General features: G+C 42.8%; 13 protein-coding genes and 1 pseudogene. 8 read left to right on the forward strand and 6 right to left on the reverse strand.

The window, feature by feature from the left end:
* Window positions 1-23 precede the first annotated feature (23 nt).
* The 3 genes from ACJ9PY_RS05490 to ACJ9PY_RS05500 all read left to right on the forward strand — a co-directional run bounded on the left by ACJ9PY_RS05490 (window position 24) and on the right by ACJ9PY_RS05500 (window position 4,458).
* The gene (locus ACJ9PY_RS05490) at window positions 24-1,304 is read left to right on the forward strand and encodes a dihydrolipoamide acetyltransferase family protein (RefSeq protein WP_411739619.1); all 1,281 of its coding nucleotides are present in this window, start codon (window positions 24-26) and stop codon (window positions 1,302-1,304) included.
* Window positions 1,305-2,729: a dihydrolipoyl dehydrogenase gene (gene lpdA, locus ACJ9PY_RS05495; RefSeq protein ID WP_411739620.1), complete on the forward strand. Its 1,425-nt coding sequence runs from the start codon at window positions 1,305-1,307 to the stop codon at window positions 2,727-2,729.
* Window positions 2,730-3,078: 349 nt separating this feature from the next.
* Window positions 3,079-4,458, forward strand: coding sequence for an amino acid permease (locus tag ACJ9PY_RS05500; RefSeq protein ID WP_411739621.1), 1,380 nt, complete (start codon window positions 3,079-3,081; stop codon window positions 4,456-4,458).
* Window positions 4,459-4,534: 76 nt separating this feature from the next.
* On the opposite strand, the gene hisC is transcribed toward ACJ9PY_RS05500, so the two are convergent.
* Window positions 4,535-5,659: a histidinol-phosphate transaminase gene (gene hisC, locus ACJ9PY_RS05505; RefSeq protein WP_106026670.1), complete on the reverse strand. Its 1,125-nt coding sequence runs from the start codon at window positions 5,657-5,659 to the stop codon at window positions 4,535-4,537.
* A 174-nt stretch (window positions 5,660-5,833) separates the two neighbouring features.
* On the opposite strand from hisC, the gene ACJ9PY_RS05510 reads away from it, so the two are divergent.
* Window positions 5,834-6,301: an Lrp/AsnC family transcriptional regulator gene (locus tag ACJ9PY_RS05510; protein ID WP_034314805.1), complete on the forward strand. Its 468-nt coding sequence runs from the start codon at window positions 5,834-5,836 to the stop codon at window positions 6,299-6,301.
* Window positions 6,302-6,416: 115 nt separating this feature from the next.
* Here ACJ9PY_RS05510 and ACJ9PY_RS05515 read toward each other — a convergent pair whose 3' ends face one another.
* A complete protein-coding gene (locus ACJ9PY_RS05515) occupies window positions 6,417-6,815 on the reverse strand; it encodes a hypothetical protein (protein WP_057275758.1) in 399 nt (132 codons plus the stop codon).
* Window positions 6,816-6,933: 118 nt separating this feature from the next.
* On the opposite strand from ACJ9PY_RS05515, the gene ACJ9PY_RS05520 reads away from it, so the two are divergent.
* From ACJ9PY_RS05520 to ACJ9PY_RS05530, 3 genes and pseudogenes are all read left to right on the forward strand, one after another.
* Window positions 6,934-7,362 (forward strand): Lrp/AsnC family transcriptional regulator, encoded by a 429-nt coding sequence (locus ACJ9PY_RS05520; RefSeq protein WP_098187564.1) that lies wholly within the window; start codon window positions 6,934-6,936, stop codon window positions 7,360-7,362.
* A gap of 224 nt (window positions 7,363-7,586) precedes the next feature.
* On the forward strand, window positions 7,587-8,519 hold the full coding sequence (locus tag ACJ9PY_RS05525; RefSeq protein WP_095392762.1) for a catalase family peroxidase: 933 nt from the start codon (window positions 7,587-7,589) through the stop codon (window positions 8,517-8,519).
* Between the two features lie 97 nt (window positions 8,520-8,616).
* A pseudogene (locus ACJ9PY_RS05530) lies at window positions 8,617-8,736 on the forward strand (transposase); the annotation flags it as partial.
* 39 nt (window positions 8,737-8,775) lie between these two features.
* Here ACJ9PY_RS05530 and ACJ9PY_RS05535 read toward each other — a convergent pair.
* Window positions 8,776-10,446: an ABC1 kinase family protein gene (locus ACJ9PY_RS05535; protein WP_411739622.1), complete on the reverse strand. Its 1,671-nt coding sequence runs from the start codon at window positions 10,444-10,446 to the stop codon at window positions 8,776-8,778.
* A gap of 14 nt (window positions 10,447-10,460) precedes the next feature.
* Complete coding sequence (locus ACJ9PY_RS05540) at window positions 10,461-10,763, reverse strand: phasin family protein (RefSeq protein ID WP_098187558.1); 303 nt, start codon at window positions 10,761-10,763, stop codon at window positions 10,461-10,463.
* 242 nt (window positions 10,764-11,005) lie between these two features.
* Between ACJ9PY_RS05540 and ACJ9PY_RS05545 the strand changes: the two genes are divergently transcribed.
* Window positions 11,006-11,755 carry a glucose 1-dehydrogenase gene (locus ACJ9PY_RS05545; protein WP_400450729.1) on the forward strand — a complete coding sequence of 250 codons (750 nt, stop codon included), beginning with the start codon at window positions 11,006-11,008 and terminating at the stop codon, window positions 11,753-11,755.
* Between the two features lies 1 nt (window position 11,756).
* On the opposite strand, the gene ACJ9PY_RS05550 is transcribed toward ACJ9PY_RS05545, so the two are convergent.
* The gene (locus ACJ9PY_RS05550; RefSeq protein ID WP_231892219.1) at window positions 11,757-11,963 is read right to left on the reverse strand and encodes a hypothetical protein; all 207 of its coding nucleotides are present in this window, start codon (window positions 11,961-11,963) and stop codon (window positions 11,757-11,759) included.
* Window positions 11,964-12,051: 88 nt separating this feature from the next.
* The gene (locus ACJ9PY_RS05555; protein ID WP_057275762.1) at window positions 12,052-12,843 is read right to left on the reverse strand and encodes a TIGR00266 family protein; all 792 of its coding nucleotides are present in this window, start codon (window positions 12,841-12,843) and stop codon (window positions 12,052-12,054) included.
* Between the last annotated feature and the right edge of the window lie 84 nt (window positions 12,844-12,927).

A 12,927-nucleotide genomic window follows, 5' to 3' on the forward strand; every position in this document is an offset into this window, starting at 1 on the left:
GAGAAAGAGAAGGAGGATGACGCATGATGGAATTTAAACTTCCTGATGTAGGGGAAGGGATGCATGAAGGGGAAATTATCCAATGGCTCATCAAAGAAGGGGATGCGGTAAAACAGGACCAACCCATTGTTGAGGTGCAAACGGATAAAGTCAATGCGGAATTGACAGCCCCGGCAGCGGGAGTGGTCAAGAAAATATTTTTTTCCGTTGGGGATATCGTGGAAGTGGGAACCACTATATTCACAATACAGGAAGAGAACGATGTGCCAGTTCCGGATACAAACATTAGTGAAGAGGAAAACCAAGTCGGGCAATCCGGTGATGTAAAAGTAAATGAGGAGCATATTACGACTAAACAGCACCATCAGGCAGTGCGTGCGTTGGCAACCCCATTCGTGCGTCAAATGGCCAGGGAAATGAAGATTGATATCGAGAAGGTTAAAGGTTCCGGTCCGGCTGGGCGAATTACCGAAAGTGACCTGAAGCAGTTTAAAGAAAATGATTCGATTACACGGGAAGATGCCAAACAGCATGATGACAAGACTGGTCAAGAGATGGCGCCGATGAAGGATGCCGTACTGGCAAATGGTTTGGAAAATGAGCGGGAAGAGCGGATTCCGCTTAAAGGCATTCGTAAAAAAATCGCTGAACATATGGTAAAGTCCGTTTCGACCATTCCTCATGTAACGCATGTAGATGAATTGGAAATGGACCGATTGAAGGAATTTAAAAGTCAATTAAAGGAGTACTCAGATGATAAGGATATAAAATTGACTTTTTTGCCGTTTTTCGTTAAAGCCATTGTCATCGCTTTAAAGGAGTTCAAAACATTAAATGCTTCAATTGATGAAAGAACCAATGAAATCATCCTGAAAAATTATTATCATATTGGGATTGCGACGAATACAAAAGAGGGTCTCATTGTTCCTGTGATCAAACATGCCGATCAAAAAACCATTTTCCAACTGGCTGATGAAATCAGGCAATTGGCAACCCAAGCCCGTGAAGGGAAGTTGAGTATAAACCAAATCACAGGCAGTACATTTACCATCAGCAATGTAGGACCGATCGGAGGGATGCACGCTACCCCGATCATTAACTATCCGGAAGCTGCCATATTAGCTTTGCATAAAATGGAACATCGCATGGTCGTTCGCGATTTGGAAGGTGTTATCCGTTTAATGATGAATATGTCTCTTTCTTTCGATCATCGTTTGATTGATGGGGTAACAGCGGTGCACTTTACCAATAAAATCAAGGAATTGCTGGAAAATCCAATTCGTTTAGTTGTGGAGATGAGATAAATGGTAGTAGGGGAAGTTGCTGTTGAGACGGATGTTGTCATCATGGGAGGAGGTCCGGGAGGATATGCTGCGGCTATCCGTCTCGGCCAGTTAGGTAAATCTGTCGTGCTGGTTGAAAAGGATAAGTTGGGCGGGGTCTGCCTTAATCGGGGCTGTATACCTTCAAAAGCATTGATTCACGCAGCTGATCAATACCATGGGCTTAACGATTTAGGGAAAATGGGAATCCGGCTGCCTCAGGAAAGAACCACTATGAACTTGGGGGTTTGGCAGGATTGGAAAGGGGGCATCATATCCCAGTTGGGGCATGGTATTGCCCATTTGTGTAAGGAAAACGGAGTGACGGTGGTTAAAGGCCAAGCAACTTTTTTATCTGATGACCGCATTGGAGTTGAAACCGGTGGCGATTTTGAAACCTACAAGTTTGAACAGGCAATTATTGCGACAGGGTCCAGGCCTTTCATTCCATCCTTCATAAAAGTCGATGGAGAATATATATTGGATTCAACATCATCTTTGCAGCTGAATGAAGTTCCAGCGAGCTTGTCGATCATTGGCGGAGGATATATTGGAATCGAGCTGGGTATGGCATTTGCAAAGTTAGGGACTAAAGTGACCATCATTGAGATGGCCAATCGCATACTCCCTCAAGTTGCTGAAAACCTGGTAAAGGACGTCACCCGGAATGCCAAGAAGCTCGGGATCAATATCAAAACATCCTCGAGGGTAGAGAAAGCGAGTGTAGTGGATGGTCAAGTGCACCTTCTTGTTTCCTCGGAAGAACAGGGTGCGGAAGCGGTCGTGAGCGAAAAGACCCTGGTTACAATTGGAAGGATTCCTAACACGGAAGAAATTGGCCTGAATCGGGCTGGAGTGACGGTTGGTGAGAAAGGCCATATAGCAGTGGATATGGAATGCCGTACAAATGTGCCGCACATCTTTGCCATCGGTGATACTACGCCTGGTCCGGCACTTGCCCATCGAGCGTCCAAACAGGGAATCGTGGCAGCTGAAGTGATAGCGGGGCTGCCAAGTGCCGTTGACTCGCCTTATATTCCCTATGTAATCTTCTCGGAACCACAAATAGCTGGTGTTGGTTTAAGCCGTGAAGAAGCTGAACAACAGGGATACAGCGTAAAGGTTGGCAAATTTCCGTTCAGTGCCAACGGAAGGGCGCTTGTAACGAATGAAACGGAGGGGTTTGTAGAAGTCATCGTGGATGCCAATAGTCATATATTGCTTGGAATGCATATGGTAGGTGCTGATGCTTCCAACCTTATAGGTGAAGGGGTCCTTGCCCTTGAGCTGGCGGCTCGGGTCGAAGATATAGCCCTCAGCATGCATCCTCATCCGACCTTGACCGAGGGGTGGCTGGAAGCGGCTGAAGCAGTTTTGGGACATGCAATTCACATCGTAAATAAATAGGAAAAGGTAAATTCATGGGGATTACCAATGTAGTCCCCGATTAGAATGTTTTATCTTAATGGAGTCAAAGACCCGAAAGGCAAGGCTATCAGTAAATTCACTCCATTTGGAATTATGTCCCGGCGTTTGACCAAACAGGGGCTGTATTGGCCTGCAATGATTCCCTCTTGTAAAACCATCGGCATATTGATATCATTTTTACTTTGGGAAGTATAGAGTTTTCAATAAGCTTTGGATCCTTCCACTCCTAAACCATAACGGTTGATGAGATAACAAATCTATTCGCCATTCAACGATTAAATGGGTTTAATTTATACGAGAAAATTATGGAATGAAGGAGGCAAATGTAATGGAGTCAAATGGTGGGTCATTGCAAAAGAAATTATTGCCGAGGCATATTAGCATGATGGCAATGGGAGGGGCAATAGGTACTGGGATTTTTAAAGGAAGTGCCGAAACCATATCGTTAGCAGGGCCAGGAGTCATATTCACTTATATTTTTGCAGGATTGTTATTGCTAGTAGTCATGGGTGCCATAGCGGAAATGGCAATTGTCTATCCAAATACGAATATGAAAGGCTTCGTTCAGAAAGCATTCGGTAAGCGCCTTTCCTTCATCGTAGGCTGGATGTATTGTTTTATGTGGCTGTCCGTTTGTGTCATTGAGGTAGTGGTGGCAGGAAGCTTTTTGCAGTATTGGCTCCCTGCAATCCCGCTATGGATATTAAGTTTAGGGTGTGCGGCCTTCATCATTGGGATTAACATGATGAATGTCAAAAATTATGGTGAATTCGAATTTTGGTTTGCCGGCATTAAAATTACAATGATCATCTTATTCATCATATTGGGAGCCTGTATTTTATTTGGTGTGATCCCAAGCGGCGGATCTAATTATCTGCAAAACTTCACAGGGCATGGAGGATTTTTCCCGAATGGGTGGATGTCCATCTTTTCGGCATTACTGATCGTCATGTTCTCCTATGGCGGTTCCGAGTTAATAGGGGTGACGGTAACGGAAGCAAAGGATGCAGAACGCATTTTACCTAAGGTCATTAAAAACTATATTTGGAGAGTTGTATTATTCTTCACCTTACCGATACTTGTAATCTGCGGTTTGATTCCGTGGAATGAAATTGGCGACCAGGCAAGTCCGTTTGTACAGGTTTTGTCAATGTCAGGTTTTCAGGAATCTGCACATATCATGAATTTCATTTTGATTACGGCCGTCTTATCAGCCGCTAACTCTGGAATATATGGGTGTACCCGAATGCTGCATTCTTTAGCTGCAGAAGGGGAAGCTCCCAAGTCGTTCTCTTATGTATCAAAAAATGGCGTTCCCTTGTACAGTTTGCTATTAAGTGCAGGTGTATTGGTCGTCGGCTCCATGATTACTTTCGTTGCCCAGGACAAGGCATTTACTCTATTAATGGCGTTTCCGGGTTTTGTAGTATCACTTGTATGGATCAGCATCTGTTTAGCGCAGCTTAAACTTCGCAATTCATATCCCAAAGCTCCCAGTTTTAAATTGTGGGGATTTCCATATATAACCTTGTTTACCGTAATTACGTTAAGCATCATTTGTGTCACGTTCGTATTCAGTGATCAGAATCGAATCAGTATCATTACTTGCCTGATTGTGTTGGCTGCCTTAATCTTGATTTCAATTTTTAAATTTAAAAGAGTGGACAAACAGGAAACACCTATAATAGAAAAAAATATCGCTAAATAAATCCGCATAAAAGATACGACATGGCAAAGGCGTCCATGTCGTATCTTTCATTACTGATCACTGATATTCTGCAACTTCATTTCGATTGGTCATCTCCAGATGTTTTCTTGATTATTTGTTGTAAGGATGCTATGAATCTCTCGTTCTCAAGCGGAGTGCCGATTGTCACGCGGATGGTATTTTCATAGCCTAGCAAATGACCTGAACGGATGATGACACCCTGAATTAATAACTTCTCAAAAATGTCCTTGCCAGGCTGGTTCAATTTAACCATCAAGAAGTTGGCATGTGAAGGGAAGAATGTCAAACCCATCTTGCTTAGTTCATTTTCTAAATATCTTCTTCCTTCCTCATTCTTACGAACACAATTCTCAACAAATGGATGGTCGTCGAGGGAAGCGAATGCCGCAGCCTGTGCCAAACGATTGGTATTGAAGGGTTCCTTCACTTTAACTAGCTCTTGTATGATGGAAGCATCCATTAAACCGTATCCGATCCTTAAAGCAGCCAGTCCATAAATCTTTGAAAAAGTGCGTAAGATAACCAGATTTGAATGCATATTGAGAAGCGGTAAGGTTTCTAAATATTCTGCATCATCGACATATTCATAGTATGCTTCATCAACGATCAGTAAAATATGCTTCGGCACCTTCTCGATGAAGGAGCGTAACTTTTCTTTTTGAACGATCGTTCCTGTCGGATTATTGGGATTACAGACGAATATCATTCTCGTTTTTTCTGTTATGGCTTCATACATACCCTGAAGGTCATGTACACCATTGGTAAGAGGAATCTTTACAGGTGTGCCGCCGTCAATCAATACATTCGTTTCATAGCGTGGAAATGTCACATCAGCCATGATGACTTCATCATTTTGTTGGATATAGGTTCGTGTCAACAAACGTATCACTTCATCAGATCCATTGCCCAAAATGATATGATCTTTATTGATATTCAAGTTTCTTGCCAGTTTTTCAGCTAATGCAGGCGCCATGCCTTCAGGGTAAAAGGAGGTTTGCTCCATTTCGTTAAGCATGGCTTCTTTTGCTAGAGGTGAGTAACCGAATGGGTTCTCATTGGATGCCAATTTAACGATCGTTTCAAGACCAAGTTCACGTTGAACTTCTTCAATTGGTTTGCCGGAAACATATGGGCTAATGCTTTCGATGTTTTGTCGAACCGGGATTTTCGTAAAGGTCAATGCAGGTTCCTCCCTTTGGTAAAGTTCTGAATTTTCTTTTTCTATTTGATTATTTTAATGATAGAATATTAACTGTTAAAATTACATACAAAAAAGAACGTATTTTTCGCTATCCATACAACATTTTAAAGAAATATATGCTTATATTCCTTCATTATGAAAGGCGGTTGCTTCATGGATGAAATAGATGTCAGTTTACTGGAACTTTTACAAAAAGATGGACGTATTACGATTAGTGAACTATCGAAGAAATTGGCTCTCAGTCGACCTAGCATCTCTGAACGAATGTACCGACTTCAAGAAAAGGGGATCATTGAGGGGTTCAGCGCAAGGGTTTCCCCTTTGGCAATAGGAAGGGGTGTACTTGTGTTCATTCAGGTGAGTGAACTTAAGGTTCCTGTTTCCGATTTTGAGCAATTAGTGAAAAATGATTTAGACATTATCGAGTGCCACCGTGTAACAGGAACAGTTGGATATTTTTTGAAAGCGGCTTTAGCTGATATGGACAGCATGAGATTACTGATAGATCGATTAATACCCTATGGACATCTGAATACATCTGTGGTTTTGACATCCCCGGTACCTTCCCGCTCCATTCTTCCAAGGATCAATGAAATGGAGGATCATGGTGCGAAATCCTAGGCGGTCATTCAACTGATGCTGGTAAAGGGGTTCGGTATCGTTCAAACTAATGAAGGGTAGAATGCAGGTTTTTTACAGAAAGGAACGAGGCGGAAGGCCTGTTCCTTTTTTTGTGTTATTTTAAATCCATCAAAGCCCCGAAATATTGCTGGGCGGTTGTAAAACAAATGAATGCCAATAGTTCAGAAATTTCTTCATCACTGAACACTTCCTTCAATACTTGGAAAAACTTTTCCTCCGTTTTTTCACGTTGCAAGAGAAATACTTCCGCAAAGGCAATTGCATAGCTTTCTTTCATATCTTCCGGCTTTAGCGGAGTCCCTTTTGCCTGGCAGTATGAGCAGCCATTACCGTATGCCAGCACCCTTCTGACGTTTTCCTTCAATTTCTCCGAAAGTTTCCCATCTGCAGATATGCAATCTGAGAGGTCCGACCATTTATGCGAAATCTCTTCAGAATGAAATAATCTTTGAAATGGACTGGAGCCCTGTGATGATTTTTTTATTCTTGTCATGAACATCTCTCCTTTGAGATAATCCTAATATAAAAATCCAGGAATTTTAATTCCGTTTGTAAAGAAATTTGGTTTAATAATGAACGAATGTAAAGAGAAAAAGGGGAATAATTTAAAAATGAAAATAGATGAGAAAGACCAGAGCATCCTTGCCGAATTAACGTTGAATAGCCGAATCTCCATGAGGGAATTGGCAAAGAAAGTAAACCTCTCGGCCCCCACTGTTGCCGATCGGGTTCGGCAAATGGAGTCGTTCGGGATCATTAAAGGGTATGTTGCCGAGATTGATCATAAAAAGATCGGTTTTCCAATTGAGTGTATCGTGGAAGCTACGATAAAAAATGGGGAATATGAGAAATTCAAAAAGTATATCTCCAAGGTGCCGAATGTGGACTTTTGTTATCGCATTGCCGGGCAGGCTTGCTTTATGCTGAAAATCCACACTCGGAGCCTTGAAGAAGTGGAGGAATTCATCAATCGGACCATTCCTTTTGCAGCAACGGTTACCCATGTGATCCTTTCACAGGTGGAGCCGGAACAGGAATGAGTATTTTTATAGTGGAAGTAAAAGAGATCTGTATATGCCGATCATTTTGAATGTTTCTAGAATTAAAGGATAAAATCACGTGTCCATATAGATATGACATATGTTTGCAGCGCCAGGTGTTTTTTTTGCAATCAATGCTTTCGGTGATTCAAGAAAGAATAAGCTAATGGAATATGGGGTACATGTAATAATGGATAATAATCTGAAAAGGTGGGGTGAGTATCATGGAAGGAACCGACGACTACAAACCTGAACTGGCCAGGGAAGCAGTAAATGTGATTGAAAATGTAGCAGGAACACATCCTGGTTATCGGCGTGTGCATGCAAGGGGATATGTTTATGAGGGGGTTTTTACCCCAAACGGAAAAGCGTCCCCATTAACGGTGGCTTCGCATCTACAGGATGAAGCCGTGCCGGTGATCATTCGGTTTTCAAATAGCTCACCGATTCCAAGCCATCCTGATGCCATTTCCCCTGTAAAGGGCATGGCAGTCAAGTTTCATTTGCCGAATGGAAAGGTGTCAGATCTTATTACTGTGACCATTCCGTTATTCTTTGCGAAAACACCGCAAGCGTTTGTTGATATTGCTGGCTTTTTCCAATCTGCAAAGGAAGGTTTCCCCAATCTGAAAGAGCTTGCAAAAATCCTGTGGAAATACCCTGAAAGCAAGGCAAGCCTGCAAATGCTTAAAGAAATGCGTTCTCCAGCCAGTTTTTCAACGTGCCAATATTACTCCATTCACGCATTCTATTTCATTAACAAGGAAGGAAGGCGGCAGGCAATCAAGTATGAGTGGGTGCCAGATGCCGGCCTTAGTATGTTAGAAAAAGGGGAGGTGGCCGAGCATTCGCCGGAGTATCTGGATGAAGAAATGGAAAAGAGGCTTAAAGAAGGACCGGTGGGCTTTAAATTGAACATCCAAATAGGTGGGGAAAATGACCCGACTGACGATCCGACTACAGCTTGGTCGGAAGATAAACAGGTAATCACGATAGGGCATTTAATGATCTCCAAAAAATCGGAAGTGTGTAAAGATACATTATTGTTTGATCCAACCAATATTCCTGAAGGAATCGAATGCTCGGAAGACCGGATCTTGCATTTTCGCCATAGTGCGTATGCCGTTTCATATGAACGTCGGATAAATAACCAATGAATCAAATCAAGAAAAACCCCCTATTCCAAAGGGGTTCCCTTGAATGTAGACAAACTCGATGAAAATCGGGTTTGTCTACATTTTTTTTGCTTGTACATTGACTTTCATTCAATATGGCTTCGGAATTCGTTCAATGCGTAAAACAACTAAAGATGTTGAAACAAATATGGCTTACCGTTGGTTCTTAGGCTATGGTTTCCAGTGCCTCCTACTCCACGTTCGGGATGAGACCAATCTGAATCCCGTTTTAAGTGTGTTACATTTTTCCGGATCTGAAAATAGTGTAGAGCATGAGTAAGAACATCAGGGTTGCAACGACAAAACCAATTTCGATAACCGGTATCTTCCAAAGGATCAAGGTTTCCCCGCCTATTGCAGAACCGATAATGAGACCGACCATGATTATGCTGAATGCAAGCAGGATGATACTGAACGACAGCCGGTTCGAGATTTGATCAAGCTTATGTAAAAAAACTTGAAGTTCGGGGATGTTGATATCGAGCCGCAATTTCCCTTTTTTAATGATACCTGTCACTTCCCTGATATCCTTGGGCAGTTCGGCAATGGCTTCAGCAGACTCGATGAATTGATTCCAGGCGTTCTTCGCAATGTTTTTTGGGTTGTAGCGTTCTTTAAAAAGCCTTTCCCCAAAAGGTTCAGCTGCCTTCATGATGCTGAAATTCGGATCTAATCCTTCGACAATTGCCTCCATGGTAAGAAGAGCCTTGCCGAGCATCGTGAATTCGGGTGGGATTTGGACCTGGTGACGATTGGCAACCGTGAACAGGTCATTGACTGCTCCGCCTAAGCTGATTTGGCTCAATGGGATATCATAATATTTATTTCGCAGTTCATCAATATCCTCCCTTAATGGGGCCATATCGATTTCGTCCGTCAAGAGACCCATATCTGAAAGCGTCTTGATCAATCCATTGGTGCTTCCGCGTTTCAGATTGATGACAAGCGAGGCGAACTGATATTTCGTTTCTTCCTCAAGACGTCCCACCATTCCAAAATCCATGAGTGCGACGACATTTCCAGGCAATATGATGATATTGCCTGGGTGGGGATCACCGTGGTAAAAGCCATCGATCAATATTTGATGAAGCATGGAGTTCGCTAATCTTTCCGCGATTTGCCGGCGATCATAACCTTCATCATCAAGCTGTTTATAATGATTGATCTTAATTCCCTGAATGAAATCCATTGTCAGGACCCTTTTTGTGGAAAACTCCCAATGAATCCTTGGTACCTTAAACCCTTGATCATCGATGAATTGCTTGGCTATTCTTTCCCCGTTTCGACCCTCGGAGTTATAATCAAGTTCTGCGCGGAGTGATTTAGCGAATTCATCGATCATTTTTCTGATTTGGTAGCGTCTTGCCCAAGATATGCGTGCTTCCATAAGTCTTGCCAAATCATCGAGAATTTCCAAATCCGTTTCCACAGTCGGAAGAATATCTGGCCGCTGCACTTTGATTGCTACGACTTCCAGTGATGGAAGCCGAGCTGTATGGACCTGTCCAATCGAAGCGGTTGCCAGTGGGGTTTCATTAAATTCAAGGAAAATGTTTTCCAAAGAATCACCCAATTCGGCCTCGACAATTTTACGGACCCTATCAAATGGAAAGGGGGTGACCTGGTCCTGTAACTTTTCAAGCTCGCGGACGATTTCTTCAGGAACGAAATCACGCCTCGTACTTGCAATCTGCCCAAGTTTAATGAATGTAGGTCCCAAGCTTTGTAATATCGTATGCAGCCGCTCTCCGATTGAGCGGAGGTTCAGGTTTTCATCGGTTTGGAGTTTCGATCCCGCTTTACTCTCGGATAATCCCAGGCGATAGATGAAGTAACCAAACCCATTTTTCAAAAAGGCATTAATGATTTCTTGGTAACGATGTGCGTGTTTCAGTCGCTTGCGAAACATTCAAGTACCTCCTGTCACGGTTGTAAGTTTTGGTTCTGTTTCTCCAAAATTACGATGCGGCGCTCCAATTCCTCGACTTCTTCTTTAGTTGCCAAGTTTAGGCCATTGAGCGCTTGATTGACTTTGGCCTTGACGGAATCGTCCAGCTGCTTTTGGGCTTGCTCCCCTTTTTCGACCCATTGCTTAATAAGGATCTTGGAGTCTTCTTTGCTGATATCGCCTTTTTTGACAAGAGAGTCCACCGCTTTTTCAATTTGCTCTTTTGTAGCAGCGGCTGCACCTAATCCTAAAGAAAACACATTTTTTAATAAGTCCATTTTTACATTCCTCCAATATAAATTTTTACACTGTAAGAAAGATAATAGCGGATGCCTTTCACTCTAGTTCATTCTTGTTGTTACCATCTATCATACATCACTTTAGGGCAGCTACAAAAATATAAGGGTCCTGCGATTATTGATGGGAAGAAAAGGATTTTTAGATAGCTCAAAATTGTTTGAAGTGGAGCGGATTGGATATTATGATAGGGAAAAGCGGCTGTGAAAGTGAGGTTGGAATAATGGGTTTCAAAAATAAAACGGTGATTGTAACAGGTGCTTCGAATGGGATAGGGAGAGGCGTGGCAAAGGGATATGCAGAAAGCGGCGCATCAGTAGTTCTCGCAGATTTGGACGAGCGGGAAGGGCTTCTGTGTGTGGAAGAGCTCAAAAGTAACGGTCATGAAGCCATGTTCGTTAAAACGGATGTACGCAAGGAAGCTGACATTCAACAATTGATGGATGTAACTCTAAAAACATATAAGACCATTGATATATTAATCAATAATGCAGGAAAGGCATTATTCAAATCGCTTTATGATCTGACGATAGGGGAATGGGACGATATGATGAATACGAATTTGCGCAGTGTTTTCCTTTGTTCCCGGGCCGCGGCAGAATCGATGCGGAAAAATGAAATGGGAGGTGCGATCATCAATATAGCCTCAACCAGAGCGATGATGTCTGAGCCTGATTCGGAATCCTATGCAGCAACCAAAGGAGGGATCAAAGCACTGACACATGCACTTGCCGCTTCTTTGGGCAAAGAGAAAATTACGGTCAATTCGATTTCACCGGGGTGGATTGAAACGGGAGATTATGAATCGCTGAGGGATGAAGATCACCTGCAGCATTTTTCCAATCGGGTTGGCAAACCGGACGATATTGCAAGGGCCTGTCTTTATTTGACGGCAACGGAAAATAATTTCGTTACGGGTGAGGATCTTATCGTCGATGGAGGCATGACAAGAAAAATGATGTACGAGGAGTAACTCATTTTTTTCGGTAGAGATATTGCAGTTCAGTCCCGAGCTCACGGTTGAGCAGCTGTTCCATTTCTTCAAGCTCTTTTATGCCGATAGGGGCATCGGCAGCTGTCCAGTGAACGGTATAAACAAAATAGTAATCTCTTATTTTTCGGAAAATAACAGGCGAATTCGGGAATCTATCAAAAATTGCCCTGATATTATAGCGTCTCATGTAGGACCACTTAACAAGCTGCATGTAGCTACCCATCCTTTTCAAAAGAGATCAATGACTGCCAGGGTGGCAGCCATTGGTCCGGTTCTTATTTATCGTTGAATAAATTGAATAAGCCTCTAGCTACGCTGCCTTCTTCGGATGATCCTCCATTTTGCGGCGCTGCAGCAAATACACGACTGGCAAGCCGGCTGAATGGCAAAGATTGCACCCAGACTGTTCCGGGTCCTTTTAATGTTGCAAAGAATAAACCTTCGCCGCCGAACAAAGCGGTTTTCACACCCTTTACAGTTTCAATATTATAATCTACCCCGCTAGTCATTGCCACTAAACACCCTGTATCGACGCGTAAAATCTCCCCTGCTGCCAATTCCTTTTTATGGATCGTGCCACCTGCATGAACGAAGGTCATTCCATCTCCTTCTAGTTTTTGCATGATGAAGCCTTCACCGCCAAAGAAGCCTGCCCCTATTTTTCTCTGAAACTCAATTCCGACCGAAACGCCTTTTGCGGCCGCCAGGAATGCGTCTTTTTGACATATGATTTTCCCGCCCAGCTCGCTTAAATCCATCGGGATGATTTTACCTGGATATGGCGATGCGAATGAAACGTGTTTTTTATCTCGTCCTTCATTCGTAAAAGCCGTCATGAAAAGACTCTCACCAGTAAGTAGCCGTTTCCCGGCCCCGAATAGCTTACCCATCATTCCGCTGTCACCATTTGAAGACCCATCACCAAAGATGGTTTCCATCTTGATTTGATCTTCCATCATCATTAAGCTTCCAGCCTCGGCAATCACCGTTTCCTGAGGGTCCAATTCCACTTCAACAAACTGCATGTCATCTCCATATACCTTAAAATCTATTTCATGATTATTCAATTTCCATTCCTCCTATCCGCTTATTTTCATTGTAAAAGATAAACTCTTAACCTGCCAATATTATTCAGTTTTCTGCTGTAGTTT

It is taken from the genome of Peribacillus sp. S4 (assembly GCF_046715815.1).
GTDB classification, from domain to species: domain Bacteria; phylum Bacillota; class Bacilli; order Bacillales; family DSM-1321; genus Peribacillus; species Peribacillus frigoritolerans.

Bases quoted from the DNA above. Each gene is read 5' to 3' on its own strand.
- lpdA (WP_411739620.1), top strand. From the start codon at position 1,305: ATGGTAGTAGGGGAAGTTGCTGTTGAGACGGATGTTGTCATCATGGGA.
- ACJ9PY_RS05490 (WP_411739619.1), top strand. From the start codon at position 24: ATGATGGAATTTAAACTTCCTGATGTAGGGGAAGGGATGCATGAAGGG.
- ACJ9PY_RS05515 (WP_057275758.1), bottom strand. From the start codon at position 6,815: ATGACAAGAATAAAAAAATCATCACAGGGCTCCAGTCCATTTCAAAGA.
- ACJ9PY_RS05550 (WP_231892219.1), bottom strand. From the start codon at position 11,963: ATGAGACGCTATAATATCAGGGCAATTTTTGATAGATTCCCGAATTCG.
- ACJ9PY_RS05545 (WP_400450729.1), top strand. From the start codon at position 11,006: ATGGGTTTCAAAAATAAAACGGTGATTGTAACAGGTGCTTCGAATGGG.
- ACJ9PY_RS05510 (WP_034314805.1), top strand. From the start codon at position 5,834: ATGGATGAAATAGATGTCAGTTTACTGGAACTTTTACAAAAAGATGGA.
- ACJ9PY_RS05500 (WP_411739621.1), top strand. From the start codon at position 3,079: ATGGAGTCAAATGGTGGGTCATTGCAAAAGAAATTATTGCCGAGGCAT.
- ACJ9PY_RS05535 (WP_411739622.1), bottom strand. From the start codon at position 10,446: ATGTTTCGCAAGCGACTGAAACACGCACATCGTTACCAAGAAATCATT.
- ACJ9PY_RS05520 (WP_098187564.1), top strand. From the start codon at position 6,934: ATGAAAATAGATGAGAAAGACCAGAGCATCCTTGCCGAATTAACGTTG.
- ACJ9PY_RS05525 (WP_095392762.1), top strand. From the start codon at position 7,587: ATGGAAGGAACCGACGACTACAAACCTGAACTGGCCAGGGAAGCAGTA.
- ACJ9PY_RS05540 (WP_098187558.1), bottom strand. From the start codon at position 10,763: ATGGACTTATTAAAAAATGTGTTTTCTTTAGGATTAGGTGCAGCCGCT.